Origin of the sequence: Paraburkholderia pallida, assembly GCF_004524855.1 — a bacterium.
GTDB lineage: Bacteria > Pseudomonadota > Gammaproteobacteria > Burkholderiales > Burkholderiaceae > Paraburkholderia > Paraburkholderia oxyphila.
Genome location: NZ_CP038152.1, coordinates 528,107 through 543,419, shown reverse-complemented (window position 1 = coordinate 543,419; position 15,313 = coordinate 528,107). Strand labels below are relative to the sequence as shown.

The window sequence follows — 15,313 nt, the reverse complement described above, 5'->3', positions numbered from 1 at the left end:
CACGTCTGCCAACCCGCCCTGCAATATTCGAGCTCGCGACCGAGGTTCCGTAGCCTAGCGGCGCGTTCCCAGTAGTCCTGTGCGTCGGAGAGTATGCTTGTCATTCACGTTGAGGTGAATGGGGAATCGCTGCCGTTGTCTCGACCGAATTTTCTCGTCGTGGTTACGAATCGTGTGGTCGATGCGCATAAGAAGATGTTGATGAACAGAACTGAGGAACATAGATGAAGTTGCTATATAGTCCCGCGTCACCATTTGCACGCAAGGTTCGTATCGTCATCCGCGAAAAAGGATTAGAAGGTGTTATGCACTTTTGCTAAGGGCTGCAAAGTGGACGAGCATAAGCACGGAGAACACGACGAAATGCAGACCAGCCAACGTTTCGGGCAATCGCTCGTAGTCTCTGGCCAGTCGGCGGAAGCGGTTGAGCCAGCCGAAGCTGCGCTCCACCACCCAGCGACGCGGCAACAGTACAAAGCCCTTTTTCGCCTCCGGCAACCTGACCACCTGAAGCTCGATGCCTTCATCGCGCGCGGCCTCTGCAGGCTCTTCGCCGGTGTAGCCCTGGTCAGCGAACGCGATTCTCACTGTCTGCCCCGTCGCCTGCTGGACCTGTCGCGCGAGCTCTCCGACCTGTGCACGCTCCTGTTCGTTGGCCGGCGTCACATGAACCGCAAGCAGTTGCCCCAACGTATCCACCGCCATGTGCACCTTGCTGCCTTTCTTGCGCTTGTACCCGTCATAGCCTGCGCGTGGGCCGCTCTCGCACGTCGACTGCAGCGTGCGGCCGTCGAGGATGACTGCACTGGGTTGACCCCGGCGATCCTGCGCCACCCGGATAAGCGAACGCAGGTCATTTACCATGGCCTCGAAACAGCCTGCCTGAATCCAGCGCTGCGTTTGCTGGTAGACCGTCTCCCACGGCGGAAAGTCATTGGGCAGCAGACGCCACGGTGCACCCGCGCGGACAATCCAGCGCAAGGCGTTGAACATCTCGCGCAATTCGTAGCGACGCTGAGGCGCGTCCTGGTTCATCAATGTCAGGTACGGAGCGGCGAAGTACCACTCTTCATCCGATACATCCGTTGGGTAGGGCCTGCGTTTCTTCATCCCGCCAGGGTACCAGGTCTGGCCGAAAGTTCATAACACCTTCTAGTGTCACGTATTGATGAAGTGGTGACCTACCCACTCAACAGCGGAAACGAATTGCTGTCGCTGAATCCGCTCGCCAAAGTACCGGCACTTGAAACAGAGGATGGTTCGCTGTTCGATAGTCCCATCCTCTGCGAATACATCGACAGCCTGGCAGTCGAGCCGCCTCTGATTCCAGCTGACTTTCGCCAACGAATTCACACCATGCGATTGCAGTCTCTGGCCGACGGCGTGATGGATGCTGCAGTGGCGTCTGTCCTCGAACTCCAGCGGACCGACGCAAGCCCATCAGCCTTCTGGCTCAACCGCAGGGAGGTCGCGATTCGACGGGCTGTACGTGCATTCACCGAATCGCGGCTGCCCAATGAGATCCAGCTTGACGGCATCGCAGTGGCGTGCGCACTCGCGTATCTCGACTTCCGCATGCCGGATTTCTCGTGGCGTGAAGAGCACGCAGCGCTGTCGTCTTGGTTTTCGGCATATTCAGATCGGCAAAGCTTCGCGGACACTGCTCCGCCTACCACGAGGTAGCAATGGCACACGCTCGTCGCCAACGAGTTCCGCGCAAGATCGTATTCGCGATGCTTTCAAGTTAGGTTCATCCCTGCCGGGCATCCGATTTCTACGAGACCGCCGCTCCCGCGGGGCGCTTTTCGTTTTGCGACTTTGAACATCTTGCAGATATGGCAACTGGAGATAGCCCCGGCAGTAGGCTACTCGGCCGATCACTGTAGAGCGAGCGCTATCATGTATACGCCAGATATGGACTTGCTCATTCTCACGGTCGTACTCCTCAGAACACAACTGCGTTCCCTGTCCGTCTTTCGCTGAGACTGCTGACAAATAAGTTTCTCGGTCCATCAGCTAAGAAGTTGCACAGTGAATCGACTCAGATAGGTAGCGTGAAGATTAAGCTGTTCATCTCGCCATTGCTCGCGCCTATGGCGGCCAGATTCAACTCATATTTCACTGGCACTGTCCAGCTCGGTAGATTGTGTCAAATGATGACGCAAGATCACACGCCTCCTGTCTACCACTCGCATACCAAATCAGTCCGCAAAGAATAAGCCGCGATCGCGCGGCTCTGTCATCGGGCCGTGCTGCACTGCCGCAGGCTGAAGAAAGCTCCGCAAAGGTAGAAGAAAATAAAGCCGTCAACTTGGAATTCCCGTAGCACGGGGCTTGTGACGCTTGGATTGACGACTTTATTTGCAGTCTCAACGAAATAAAGTCGTCAATTCGCATAAGTCCGCATTAAATTCGTCAATTCACGTTCTAGACTTCGAATCCCGCTCCTAAGGTCTTGATCTTATGGAGGTTCCCGTGCACCTGACGCAGCCGGTCTTGCTCCCGCGAATGCGCGGCGCGCACCGCTTCGAAGTCTTCAGCCCGAAACTCAAACGCCGGCTGACGCTCGACCGACGCTGCGCCGTCGATCAATGGTTCGTGCTCGAATCCGATCCGACCGTGCGCGCCTTTTGCGAACGTCCCGGCTTTGTCCAGATCGATGGCCGGCGATATCTCGTCGATTTCCACGTCCGCTACGCTGACCGTCATGAACTGTTGCTGCTACCCGATCCGGTCATCGTGGAAGACGACAGTCCTCGTGCGGTCGTTGATGCCAGCGCGATGACTGTGCGCCACGTCGAGCCCGCGGAACTAGCGGCCTCGCGGATCTGGGTCGACAACTGGCAACGCATGCTGCCGTGTCTGATCGCCACACGCGGTCTTGTGCCGGCTTCGCTATTCAACTCGATTGAGCGCTTCGTCGCAACGTCTCAATCATTGCTCGACATCGAGCGAGAGTTCTCAACCGGTGACCCCATTGTCGTGCGCGCGGCCTTGTTCGGCCTGTTGCATACAGGCCGCGTAACGGCACCCGAGTTGCGCACCGAGCCACTTTCGTGGCTCACGCGCTTTGCTGCTGCCGAGGCCCGCTCATGAGTCGCCGCAAACCCGAATTGCAAGAACTCGACCTGATGACCTGGCCAACTGTGGCGTGGACTGAGTTTGATGCTCCCGCTCGCAAGCGCATCCAGCTTCGGATGCAGGCAATCGAGCGTTACGCGCGCGGCGAGCCTGTCAAGGACATCGAACACGCGACCGGTGTGAATCGTCGGCAGCTCTACCGCTTGCTCGAGCGGGCGCTCGAACTGCATCACGACGGGCGCATCTATGGGTTTCGCGCGCTGATTGCGCGTGTCCGCGTAACGGAGTACGTCCGTGTGCGCCCCGTCACCGTACAAGGCGAGCGGGGCAGCCGTGGCGCCGTAGGCGCCCTCTCACAACTGTTTGAGCGTTACCCTACCCTCGCCGGCTGGCTCCGGCTGCAGCTCAAGCAGCGCCGCGTCAAGCTTGATCAGCGCCATACCGACGGCGCTCTGCGTACACGCCTGCGCGGCCTGCAAGCATTGCACACGGAATTCTTGCAGCAGTGCCGGCAAATGGGCCTGACTGCGGCGGACTATCCGTTCAATACGGCAGGCCAGGCGATTCGCTCCGTATCGGCATGCGTGAAGGCGGAGCTGCTACGCAACTTCGGTACTGCTGCGCGCGCGGCCGGCGCCTCGCACCTCAAAGGCTTGCCTCGCCCTGATGATGAGGCAGGCGCGCCAGCGGCAAGCCGCCCCTATCAGGTCGTCGAATTCGATGGTCACAAGCTCGACATCCGGCTCAAGGTAGTCGTGTCCGACCCACTGGGCTTCGCGCACGAGTTTGAAATCGAGCGTGTCTGGCTGCTTGTCATCATCGACGTCTGCACGCGCGCCGTGCTCGGCTACCACCTTGTGCTCGCGCGCGAGTACAGCCGCTACGACGTCATCAAGACCATCGAGAAAGCGCTTGAGCCCCACCCCGCGCGCGTCTTCAGCATTCCCGGTCTCGCGTACGGATCACACGACGGGTTTCCCTCCCGGCGTCTGCCCGAGCTGGCCTACGTGGCATGGGAATGGATGAAGCTCGACAACGCGAAGGCGAATCTCGCGAGCGACACGCTGGCCGCGCTGTGCGAATTCGTCGGTTGCAGCGTTGACGCCGGTCCCCACTATAGCCCGGACGAGCGCCCTTATATCGAGCGCTTCTTTGGCACGGTCGCGTCTCGCTTGTCTTCGCGATTGCCCGACTACACCGGTTCGCACCCGCGCGATCTGCGCCGGGCGCTGGCCGATCCCAAGGGCAATATGCGCCTCTACGTGTCACTCGACGAACTGGAGGAATTGATCGAATATACGATTGCCAGCTATCACGGCACTCCGCATGCAGGCCTCAATAACGTCACGCCACTCGAAGCGATGACGTATTTCGTGCGCGGCAAACAGCAGTTGCTCACCTGGCTTCCCGAGCGGCACCGCCGAACGCTGTGCCTGATGCAAACGGCCAGGCGCTGTCGCGTGCGGGCTTATCTCGAGCAGGGGGTGCGCCCGCACATCAACCTGTATCGGGTTCGCTACACCAACCCCATACTCGCCTGCAGCACGCACCTGATCGGGCAGCCGCTGCTCGTCTATATGAATGCGGACGATCTGCGCTGTGTGCGCGCCTTTCTCGCCGACGGCACCGAGCTCGGGGTACTCGAGGCGCAAGGAACGTGGCGCGTCGTGCCGCACAATCTCAAGCTGCGCCAGGAAATTCTGAAGCTACACGGCGACAAGCGCGCCCGTCCGCTCGACTCCAATCCCGTCGAAGCATACATACAAGCCAAGCTTGCCGAGGCCAGGAAGACGCGCAAGGCCGCCTCCGACCTCGCTCAGGCGATGCGCATGCTCACCGCAGCACCCATGGTACGCGTGCCGCCAGGCCCCGTGAGATCGTCCGAGAGCGCCGCTCCGGCCGTTTCGCTGGCCGCCGCGCCGGATGCCGAAGCGACTCCGCCGGTGAGCGTGCGCCCGCGCAAGCTCACCATCGGCACCGGACAGGTTTTCTAACGCTGTCGTTTGCAAGGGAGGCACCATGTCGCCGCAAATCCCACGTCCGATCGACCCGTCGCTGCACCCGCTCGTCACCGGCAATTACCGCATCGCCACCCCTGCGATCGAGGCGTTCCATGAGCTCGTCATGCGCTGCCTGCGCTACCGGATCATGGGGGCGCTCATTTACGGCCCCTCGCGAATTGGCAAAACCCGCGCAATTGAGTACGTGAGGCTCATGCTCGCGCGTCAACACCCGAAGATGACGACCTTCCACGCGCAGTGCGAGCACAAGCCGCGGCACGCCGAAGGTCCATTTTTCGTGAACTTGCTGGAGGCTGTGGGCGATCACACGCCAAACTCCGGCACAAATCCGGCCAAACGCATGCGCCTGACGCTGCGTATTCGCGAGGCCGCCGCCCGCGCCGGCAGCAGCACCGTGCTGCTCTTTTGTGATGAAGCGCAACGCTACAACGAGAACGAATACGAATGGCTGCGTGATGTGCACGACGCCCTCGATCGTCAGCACATCAAACTCTTTACCTTTCTCGTCGGCCAGGAGGATCTGCTCGCTCAGAAGACGGCGCTGCAGGTCGCCGGCAAGACACAGATTGTCGCGCGTCTCATGGTCGAGGAGTTCGCCTTCTGCGGCATCCGCAACGCCGAAGATGTCGCCACGTGCCTGGACGGCTACGATCAAACAGCGTACCCGGAGGGCAGCCAGTGGAGCTTCACCCGCTTCTACGTGCCGCAGGCGTTTGACGCCGGTTACCGCCTGATCAACGACGCCGGTGTGCTGTGGCAGGCGTTCGAGGCAGCACACCACAAGGCGAGCTTGCCGGGCCGCCTCGAGATCCCGATGGAGTCGTTCGCACGCGCCGTCGAAATCGTCCTCAAGGATAGCGAACTAAAAGATGAACCCGCTTACTGTCCCACGGCAGCCTTGTGGGCATACGCCGTGCAGCGATGCGGCTATGTCCAATCCCGCCATGCCACCGGACGCGTGCTTGTCCCCGCGTGATACCACAGTGCTTAAGCCGCCACGCTTTCCGATTCTCACCTTTGACGAGCGGCAACTCTCGCTCGCATTGGGCAGCGTGTTCAACCACAGGTGGCTGATGCCCGGGGAATCTCTCGTCTCGATCCTATGGAAGTTCGCATGTGCCAATTCGCTGCCCAGTCACGTGCTGGTTCAGTTGTTGAGCCCCGAGGTTGACGGGTCTGAAGGCGTGGCACCGGTGCGCGACGAAATCGACCTCATGCGCCTGTGCCGCGTCCTCCGCCTGCCCAAGTACGTCTTGCGCGTCTCGTTGCTCGATGCGGCACGCCCTGGTCGGTATCACGCGACATTCCGGTATTGCCGACAGTGCGTGGCGCACGGTTACCACAGCGTGCTGCATCAGATCGAGGATGAAGATCACTGCCCGGCGCATCATCAATCGCTCGAAACGCGCTGTCCGGACTGCCGAAGCGAGACGCCTTATCTCATTAACACCAGCGTGATCGAGGCGCCGTTTCGATGCGTCCGGTGCCATTCGCACTTCAGTTATGGGCGTCTTTCTCTTCTGTCAACTACGCCTGCAATGCGCAGGCAGGACCGCATCGCCCTGACTCGCCGATTGCATCTGCACTTGGGCAACGGCATCGACGCCGCAGTCGCTCACGGCCGATCCGGCCCTTTGTTGCGCGACGCCAGTCGGTGACAACTTTAATTCGTTTCCCGTAAACATTTGAATTTGCGGTAAATTTTTTGCAGGCTTCGCGATGGAGTCGCGAATTGACATCTTTATTAGCGAAGTTGTGACAACTTTAATTTGGTCTACGGCTGGAGAGCGGGCAATTTACCGTTACACCAGCGAGGAACACGGGATGCAGCTACGTCGATACTGGAGCAGTGCATGTTCCCAGTGCAAAATAAAGTCGCAGTGCACGCCCAGCGGCGAACGACGGATAAGTCGATGGGCGCATGAGTCTGTGCTGGACGCGGTTCAACGTCGGCTGGACAAGACACCTGATGCGATGACAGTGCGCAGGCGAACCGTCGAACATGTCTTCGGAACATTCAAGCATTCGATGGGCTATACGCACTTCCTGATGCGCAGGTTACCCAACGTAGGTACCGAGATGAGTTTAAACGTACTCGCCTACAATCTCACTCGAGTGCTGAAAATCCTGGGCTTCAGTAAGACGATGAAGGCAATGCGGCGGGCGGGTGCATGAGCACCCCCTAAGTCCTGAAACACCGCCCTTAAACTCGTCCGAACGCATCGGAGAGGCTCACCCTCTCGCGGTCGTCGTAATGGCCGAAAAGGTAGCCAAACGCGCCGCGGAGGTCAGCGGTCATGCGTCGCATTGTAATGCCATCGGGTTTCCACACACCCTTATATGGACACCGCCCGGTTTGCCAAGTTGATCTTCATGTGATGACGTAACAAGGTATCGGCTGCGGTCTTATATCCGGCTTTACGCGAGCCGAAGCCGCAAGCCCTGATGGAATGCGCCAGGAACGTCCTCATCTCGACCGCGTGCTTCAGGCACAAGGGTGTGTTCAGGTTTGCGTTCCCGCGGTCCGACCTGTTTTGCCATCACTGGGAATCAACCATAGCAACCTACCAGTTCCTCAAGTTTCAAAGTCTCATACTGCTAAGCTGGTCTCACATTGACGTGATTAGTTTCGTAACTGCTCTCGTGGGCGAGGATGGCCCACGCAGTTCGCGCCATCTTGTTCGCGAGGGCTACGGCGACCACGTTGGCAGGTCGGCGCTCCTGCATTCCTTTCTGCCACGCTGTGGGCACTTTCGCGTGGCACAGGACGGAGCGTGCTCCGTGGATCAGCAGCGTGCGCAGGTATGGATCGCCTCGCTTTGAGATGGCGCCCAATCGAACCTTGCCGCCCGTGCCGCTTTGCCGCGGAACAAGACCGAGGAACGCCGCGAATTCACGTCCCGACTTGAAAGTCCTCGCGTCTCCGATTGTGGCTACCAGAGCAGTTGCAGTCAGGCGACCGATGCCCGGCACGTCGGAGATCGCTCGACATGCAGCTTCGTGTTTCTGCCAAGCACCAATCCGCTTCTCGAGTTGATTGATGTCTTCCTCAAAAAGATTGATGCGGCGCAACTGTTCAAGAAGGTTAAGAACGATTGATCGCGGCAGTGCGTCTTCGAGTTCTGCCATGCGCGCTCTGATCTCGTCTATCCCTGCTACGCGTCCTGCGCGAAACGTAACGCCGAATTCATATAGCAACCCACGTAGCTGATTTCTCTGCATCGTTCGAAACTTCACGAGCAACGAGCGCATACGATGAAGGCTTAGCATCACTTGCTGATCTTCTGTCTTGTCGGCAACTGTGCGCATGCCGGGTTGCTGCACTGCAGTCCAGATTGCCCGGGCGTCCGCCGCGTCGGTCTTGTTCGTTTGCACGAAAGGTCGAATGAATTGGGCGTGCAATAGCACCACCTCGTGTCCGAGCGCGCGGATCTTACGCGCCCACCAGTGCGCACTTCCGCATGCCTCGAGGGCAACTCGACCGGCGGGGCGCTGAGCTAGAAACGCAATTAAATCGTCACGTCCGAACTTTCGATTCGCGATCTCGCCTGTATGGGCGTCGACCCAGTACAGCTGGAACACCCGTTTTGCAACGTCGACTCCATATGTCGTAGCATTCATCAGGGGCCTCCGTTCCTCAAGTGGTTGTGTCGCAACTCCACTTTGGCACATTGATGCCGTTCGGTCCTGGAGGCCCTCAATCGTGGCCACTTCCCCGGAGGGAGGGCGGTGTCCATTCCATCTGGGTCGATATGGCCCATTCAGTTTTGGGCCAGAGCAACGCTGCCCTGTGCAACCGACTGCGCCTGCCACCGCAATCCGCGTTCTAGTCGCGCACTGACATTCGCATAGCGAATCTTGACATAACAGCGGAACCGTCAAGAATGCCGGTCCCTCCGGACGCCCGGCCGGTGCATCGAACGGCTGGCATTCAGGTGCGCGCGCAAAGTCCAACCGATGATTCCATCCGTCAGCCATGCCGTCGCCGGCCGGACTGGCTAACCCGGCGCCAACAGGATTGAGCCCCGGCTGCGAACCCGCAACCAGCGACTGCCTGGGTCTGTCAGACGCGCGGCAACCCCGGCGCGGCCGGCACGAGCCGCTTACCCTGGTAATGCCTTGACGCCACAACAGCAGCCGACTTGAGGAAAATGAAATGACTACGTCAACCGGCCCACCTGCGTACGCGCGTCGAACGTCTGCAAGCGCCGAAAAAAGCGAACCCCGATCTTGACTCTCGGAGAAAGTCCTTGCAAACGCTATCCTCCGGAAACAACCGCTGGATGCGAGAGACGCCAAAGGTCCGAGGAGGGTCGACGTGAGCCGACGGGACCTACCAGCCAGGGAGCGTGGTGATGCCAAGTCGCTTTCGAGTCTCAAGACCCATGGCGTTTTGCCGATATCTACAGACGTGTGGCGGCGTCAACGCCGCCACACCTTGATTTAATTGGGGTCGAATTGAGGTATCGCAAGGTGAGGCTATGTCCGGCTTGGCTAACAAATCACGGGAGTATGTGGATGGCACAACAATCAGTGTCGCCATAATCGGGCGCGACGCTCGCGGCGAGGTTGTGGTCAGCGCGTGCAATGATCAATTCCTCCAGATGATCAGCGGAGCACGCTCAGATTTGCACACCTTTCCCATCCCCTTAGACGCGCTGCTTCCGGATCATCCGTCCTCCGAATTGCGAGAAAGGCTCCATGGGTGCTTCGCGTCCGGCGCAGCGCTGGAATTGGAACAGGCTTACGAGTTCATCGAAGGAGTTCACCGGTGGCACCTCTCGCTTAAGCCCTTGAGATATGCGAACGGCGCGACTGCGCAAGAAATTCTTGTGACGGGTTTTGACAACGCTCCGAAGATGCATCTGACGCGCGAACTGGAAGTCAGCGACTCGCGTTTTCGCGCCGTGGTGGACTCAGCCTACGACGCGATTGTGACGATCGACGAACAGCACAACATCACGCTATTCAATCGCGCGGCAGAAAACCTGTTTGGCTATAAATCGTCGGAGGTGCTCGGACAGCGGATCGAAATCCTGCTGCCAGAAAGATTCCGCGCGAACCATTCGAGGAACGTGAAGCAGTTTGCGGACTCGGTGCAGATGAGCTTGCGGTCGATCACCCCGCCGCGCATGGACGAAAGCAACAGCGTGTATGGGCGACATCGGGACGGCACAATCATCCCTGTCGAAATTGCGATTTCCAAGATCAAGGTGGACGGGGTGATCGAGTTCACAGCCGTCATTCGCGACATCACCGAGCGCGCCCAACTCATGGATCTGCTGAAGAAGCAAGCCGCCACCGACGCCCTGACCGGCCTGCCGAATCGCCGCGAGTTTCTGGACTTTGTCGAAAAAGTGCTCTCTACTGACGAGATTCTTTCCGTATTCATCCTCGACATCGATTACTTCAAGAAGATCAACGATAGCTACGGCCACGATATTGGCGACGAAGTGCTGCGCGTGCTGGCAAAGGTCGTTACGTCATCTCCGCACGGGTCCATGCGGTTCGCGCGCTGGGGAGGCGAGGAATTCGTCGCGGCGCTGCCGGGCACGGATAGCCGAAGCGCGCATGCGATTGCGGATACGCTGCGCCAGCGGTTCGAGCAATTAGATTTCGACCATGCATGGCGCGTGAAACCGATTCCTTTTACGGTCAGCATTGGCGTGGTCACGCGCGATGCTGGCGAACGCGATGTCGACGCGCTTATGCGGCGCGCTGACCGTGCGCTCTATCAGGCGAAGGAGTCGGGCCGCAACCGGGTCGAGGTCGGACAGCCCTGAACGCGCCTAGTCGAAGCAAGCATCGGCTGCCGATCGATCTCTATGGATCAAGCTCCATCGTCCAAGGTCGCGTGCGGACTGCCGACATTGACGGGGCCATATCAACCGTGTATGGTGCGTTCGAAAGCTGAATTGAAAGTTTGGACGCCAGAAGTTAGCAGCATTCGATTCGCCAATATTCGGGTGAGCGAAGGTCCGCTCCGGGTCCAGAGCGTGTGGAAGCGCTTTTTTCCGCCGCGCGAGCAATGGATAGCCAGACCGGCCAATTTTTGCAGTGGGTTTGAACTGATCTAAAGTCACGAGAAATATCGCCTCTCGGGGCTTTAGCCCCCGGCCAACTTCACGGCGGAAAAATCTGCGCGGCCGGGTACGGCCAACCGCGTCGGGCGGCCACAAGCGGCCTATTGCGGCTGGTCCCGGAGTGTCCGCTTCTGATCTGCAATTTGACGTCAGGATGACCGGTGGTATCTACCGGTTGCAATAGGCGAGAATAATCTCATTCGCGAATCGAGGCGGACCATGATGATCTCTCAAATTAAGCGCATTGTTGCGACGATTGATCTTCGACACCCGCAAGGGTCGGATTCATATAAGTTTGAACTTCGCCGAGCACGGCCCCTATGTCGTTTTGCGAACTATCTGGCGACAATTTCCCACGCCGGTGTCGTGCGCGTACCAAGGTCGAGGGAAAGAGCTGCGTTCGGTTGGACACATAAACAAGGACGCTAGTTGCGTACCCTGTTGGAAACTAATTACCAACTACGCTCATCTTTCAATGGGAATACTGCAATGGTCAAGCATTCGTATTTGAAAGCTTCCTTGGCACTTTCATCAATCCTTCTCCTTCTGGCGTCTCAAGCGGCTCATGCTGGCGATCCCAACAGCTTTCTGGGACTTAAATTGGGAGCACCACTTGAAGCCCGAACATGTGACCAGCCTCACGCCGAGGGAACTTTTTGCCTGAAAGACCCAGACGGCCCAGCCGCCCTGAAAAATCCTGGCCACTCAAACGTAGAGCTTTCCGGTGGCCCCGACCTGGATCTATCGTATTACAGAACTTCGGTCGATCTAATCGATGGAAAAATCGAATCCATTATGTTGTCTTCGGATTTTGATACAGCAGAGAAGCTAAAGAATGCATTAACGATAAAATTCGGTCCACCGACGAGCACCGATAACCTCGGCTTTCCAGTGTGGGATAGCAAAAATATTCACGTTAGCATGGGCGTCGGTAGGTTAGAGACTGTAGTTATCGTGGACTATAAGCCGTTGAAAATGCGCGCAGCCTCAAAAACCGCAAACGGGATGTAACGTGAGGCTGGCAACGGTAATCAGCGTTAGATTGTTGTTCGCGTTCGCTCCAAGCTGCGCAGGGGGAGGCACGTAATTTAACGTCTTCGTGCCCGGGTAAAGCGCAACAATCGACCGCGCGCGGTCGAGCGATCTGCACACTAGCCAGTTGATATATGCATTACGATTAAACAGCCTCTATCACCTACTTACGAAAGCTAACAGGAACGCTGACTCGCGGCTCAAAGCCACCGACGTAAATCTTCTTGCGCGTAAGCCTTGATGTCGTCGTAGATGAGAAGCCGTCATTGGCTTCCTTTCGTCAAGAGACCACAATGGGTCGCCTTCTGACCGCCGGTTCCTCCAGTAGACGAGGCTAGCAGTGTCGCCAGATCGCGGCCCCTTCAACGTAGTCTGACTACATTTGACATATCCTCCCGACTGTCGCCGGCGGGGCCGGCCTGGCGAACCCCGCACCGAAGGAATCCGGCCCGCGGCGAATCCGCAACCCGGGTGCCTGCCCCCGGTCTCGGTCTGCCACGTGCGCGGCCACCCCGACGCGGCCGGCATGCGCGCCGGCAGCCAGCGCTTTTCGTGAGAGATCGCGACGGCGCACGCCCTGCACGCCCTGCACGCCCTGCACGCCCTGCACGCCCTGCACGCCGGCATTATGGTCGGGTCGTCGCATCAGGTGTTGACCGCGCTCGGGTCCAGCATGAGGAACTTCGTCCGCGCACGGTCGGCGAAGGGTGCCGCGCCGGCGCGCGGTATCGGTAGGTACCGAAATGGCGGTCGTTGCACTCATGCTAGGATTTCCCCGACAAGGGAGGAAAAGCGATGGCAGTGCACGCGATAACGGCGGTTCGGATGGACGGGAAGTCGCAAAGGGTCACACACGTGCTTTGGGGGCAGGTGTCCGTGAGCGGGGAGCAATTTGAGGTCGCGCCGCACGCATCGCCTGTCATCGAAGTGGTAGAGGCGCTGGCCAAGGGCGACACCGTTGTAACAGTCTTTCCGCTGGATGGACAGCGCGTCGCTGGTCCAGAGGTCCGACGCGTCGTCGACGAGGCCGGAAGCGAAGGCATCGAAATGGTGGTCGCTGACTCCGATGCGGGCCAAACGCTCGCGGACCTGCCACGGCTTGATCACGAATAGAGCGCTCATCGGATCGGCTCTATCGGGCGGAGTTTGACCACCCGCACAGACGAACTGACGCCGAGAAGTTTCCACGGGCTCGCGCGCGTCGGCATCGTCTGAACACGCGGGGGCTTGTCGTGCGTTCCCCCATGAGGCTGTGAGCGCCTGGGCGGCGACGGTCCTCCTCGAACTGTTGCGCCGGCGCGGAACCGCACTGGCGCGGGGCGATGATCCTCGACAGCCTACGGAGTTCAGGCTGCTGCTGCCTGATGCGTCGCGTCGTGCTGATCGCCGCCCAGGATATCGACAAGATTGGTCAACATCCGCCCCAATTCACCCGTCATCAGCGTGACATCCGACTCGAAGCGTTCGTCGTCGTTTTGCGCGGTGGGATCCACCGCCTCCTTGATCACGTCGAGCGGTGTGACACGCTTGATTGTCAGCGACGGCGTCAGTACGAAGGAGACCCGGTCGTCCCAGGTCATCGCGAGGCGCATGCATTGTTTGCCGGCTTCGATATGCCGGCGCATGTCGTTCGCGTCGAGCGCGTGGCCGACGTATCGCACCGTGGCGCCGCCTTCGCCGCTCGAGCGCAACTCGGCGTCCTGGTCCACGGTGAATCCACCCGGCGCCTCGCCGGACATCAGCCAATCCGTCATCGCGGCGACCGGCGAAAGCGCCACGCGAACGCCGGCGAGCGGCAACTGATCGATCGATTTCACAAGCAGGCCGCGAACGTCGTCGGCAAGAGCCTGCGCAGCCGCATCGATGACGAGCCAGCCATTCGCCGTATCGATCCAAACGCGGGTATCGCGCCGAATGGTGAACGCGCGCGGCAGCAGTTCATCGGTAACCTGCTCCTTGAGTTCGCGCAGCTGTTTTCGCCCCAGCTTGAAGCCCTGCTGCTCCTCGACTTCAAGCGCCCGGGCCTTGGTCACCTGATTGACGACCGACGCCGGGAGCAGCCTCTTTTCGGCACGAAACACGAGAAGCATCTGCCGGTTGGTCGAATACACGAGCGAGCCGTCGTCGCGCGGCGATGCCCATCCGAAGCTCTGCATCTCGACGCTGTTGCCCGGCTGAAACGCGTGGGGCGTCAGCCATTTTTCCATCTGATCGGGAGTAACGGCCCAAGGTGCCGGAAGACGATGAAGCTGAAGATTTTTGAACCACATGGGAGTACGGGCAAAGCGCACCATTCTAGATGACGGTGACGCTTCCTGGCCAGACAGGGACACTTGGCGGGATTGCAGGCATCATCGACAATCGATGCTCACATCGTCGACGATTTCATACCTATGTTGAGAAGAAGAGTAGGCATTGCGTTTCTGCTTGCCGCCCTGTTCGCTGATTGTGCTGCAGCTTCGGACCCGCCACAGAAACCGCCCGGACCGGTAATGATGGTCCACTTCGATTACTACCCCAAGGACCTGCCGCAAATTCGTTCGCTGGAACATCGGCTGGAAGGCGCGATAAAGCGTGCCGGCGTGGGTGAGCTTGGCGAAACCGAATATCACCTCGACGGCAATGACGGGTACTTGTATATGTACGGGCCCGATCCCGATCGCCTGTATGGTGTCGTACGGCCCATTCTGAAGTCGTCCAGACTGATGAGCGACGCCGAAGTCACGAAACACTATGGCTCCCGCTCGGAAACGTTCTTGCTGCGGCGGGATGGTGTGCGATGACGGTTCGGCTTCGGCTTCGATACGTCGGGTAAGTCTTTGACGGAATTTTGCAATTCATGAGCTTTCGGGAATTCGACACCTCCAGCGAACGCATACGGCGGTAGCGAATGACCGCTGACAAGCGGTGCGGATGTCTCTTCCGGGTCGGTAGACGGCGACCGCGTCGGGCGGTCATCGGTAGAGTCGAGATGTGGCGCGGTAGCGTTAGGTTTGGTTTGTCTGTTGCCGCCCCTTTCGTCTGGCGGTGCCCGAGTAACGTCACCCTAACCCCGTTTCCACATCCCGCTCATCGAACCGGACAGGCAGATTTCCC

At 59.1% G+C, this 15,313-nt stretch carries 13 protein-coding genes and 1 pseudogene; 10 read left to right on the top strand and 4 right to left on the bottom strand.

What is annotated here, in order from left to right; genetic code table 11:
- Window positions 1-224: 224 nt before the first annotated feature.
- Entirely contained in the window at window positions 225-320 is a 96-nt protein-coding gene (locus E1956_RS47925; RefSeq protein ID WP_134760586.1) for a glutathione S-transferase N-terminal domain-containing protein, read from the top strand.
- Here E1956_RS47925 and E1956_RS45235 read toward each other — a convergent pair.
- A complete protein-coding gene (locus tag E1956_RS45235; protein WP_134750941.1) occupies window positions 304-1,110 on the bottom strand; it encodes an IS5 family transposase in 807 nt (268 codons plus the stop codon). The genes E1956_RS47925 and E1956_RS45235 overlap by 17 nt on opposite strands.
- Before the next feature lie 66 nt (window positions 1,111-1,176).
- On the opposite strand from E1956_RS45235, the gene E1956_RS45230 reads away from it, so the two are divergent.
- The 6 genes and pseudogenes from E1956_RS45230 to E1956_RS45205 all read left to right on the top strand — a co-directional run.
- Window positions 1,177-1,683, top strand: a complete 507-nt coding sequence (locus tag E1956_RS45230; protein ID WP_167760363.1) for a glutathione S-transferase N-terminal domain-containing protein — start codon at window positions 1,177-1,179, stop codon at window positions 1,681-1,683.
- Between the two features lie 780 nt (window positions 1,684-2,463).
- Window positions 2,464-3,096, top strand: coding sequence for a hypothetical protein (locus E1956_RS45225; protein ID WP_134760582.1), 633 nt, complete (start codon window positions 2,464-2,466; stop codon window positions 3,094-3,096).
- Window positions 3,093-5,075, top strand: a complete 1,983-nt coding sequence (locus E1956_RS45220; RefSeq protein WP_134760580.1) for a DDE-type integrase/transposase/recombinase — start codon at window positions 3,093-3,095, stop codon at window positions 5,073-5,075. The genes E1956_RS45225 and E1956_RS45220 overlap by 4 nt, the downstream gene beginning before the upstream one ends.
- 25 nt (window positions 5,076-5,100) lie before the next feature.
- On the top strand, window positions 5,101-6,078 hold the full coding sequence (locus E1956_RS45215) for an AAA family ATPase (protein ID WP_134760578.1): 978 nt from the start codon (window positions 5,101-5,103) through the stop codon (window positions 6,076-6,078).
- Entirely contained in the window at window positions 6,032-6,760 is a 729-nt protein-coding gene (locus E1956_RS45210) for a hypothetical protein (RefSeq protein WP_134760576.1), read from the top strand. Before E1956_RS45215 ends, E1956_RS45210 begins: the two co-directional genes overlap by 47 nt.
- A 121-nt stretch (window positions 6,761-6,881) precedes the next feature.
- Window positions 6,882-7,277, top strand: a pseudogene (locus E1956_RS45205) (transposase); the annotation flags it as partial.
- A gap of 423 nt (window positions 7,278-7,700) precedes the next feature.
- Here E1956_RS45205 and E1956_RS45200 read toward each other — a convergent pair.
- Complete coding sequence (locus tag E1956_RS45200) at window positions 7,701-8,723, bottom strand: IS110 family RNA-guided transposase (protein ID WP_134760574.1); 1,023 nt, start codon at window positions 8,721-8,723, stop codon at window positions 7,701-7,703.
- 860 nt (window positions 8,724-9,583) lie between these two features.
- Here E1956_RS45200 and E1956_RS45195 point away from each other — a divergent pair.
- On the top strand, window positions 9,584-10,885 hold the full coding sequence (locus tag E1956_RS45195; protein ID WP_134760572.1) for a sensor domain-containing diguanylate cyclase: 1,302 nt from the start codon (window positions 9,584-9,586) through the stop codon (window positions 10,883-10,885).
- 789 nt (window positions 10,886-11,674) lie between these two features.
- Complete coding sequence (locus E1956_RS45190) at window positions 11,675-12,196, top strand: hypothetical protein (protein ID WP_134760570.1); 522 nt, start codon at window positions 11,675-11,677, stop codon at window positions 12,194-12,196.
- Window positions 12,197-12,976: 780 nt separating this feature from the next.
- Here E1956_RS45190 and E1956_RS47320 read toward each other — a convergent pair.
- Together E1956_RS47320 and E1956_RS45180 are read right to left on the bottom strand one after the other, a co-directional pair.
- Window positions 12,977-13,339, bottom strand: a complete 363-nt coding sequence (locus tag E1956_RS47320; protein WP_134760568.1) for a hypothetical protein — start codon at window positions 13,337-13,339, stop codon at window positions 12,977-12,979.
- Window positions 13,340-13,563: 224 nt separating this feature from the next.
- Window positions 13,564-14,487, bottom strand: coding sequence for a recombination-associated protein RdgC (locus E1956_RS45180; RefSeq protein ID WP_134760566.1), 924 nt, complete (start codon window positions 14,485-14,487; stop codon window positions 13,564-13,566).
- Window positions 14,488-14,610: 123 nt separating this feature from the next.
- Here E1956_RS45180 and E1956_RS45175 point away from each other — a divergent pair, with 123 nt between their 5' ends.
- Window positions 14,611-15,000: a hypothetical protein gene (locus E1956_RS45175; RefSeq protein ID WP_232072532.1), complete on the top strand. Its 390-nt coding sequence runs from the start codon at window positions 14,611-14,613 to the stop codon at window positions 14,998-15,000.
- The last annotated feature ends 313 nt before the right edge of the window (window positions 15,001-15,313 follow it).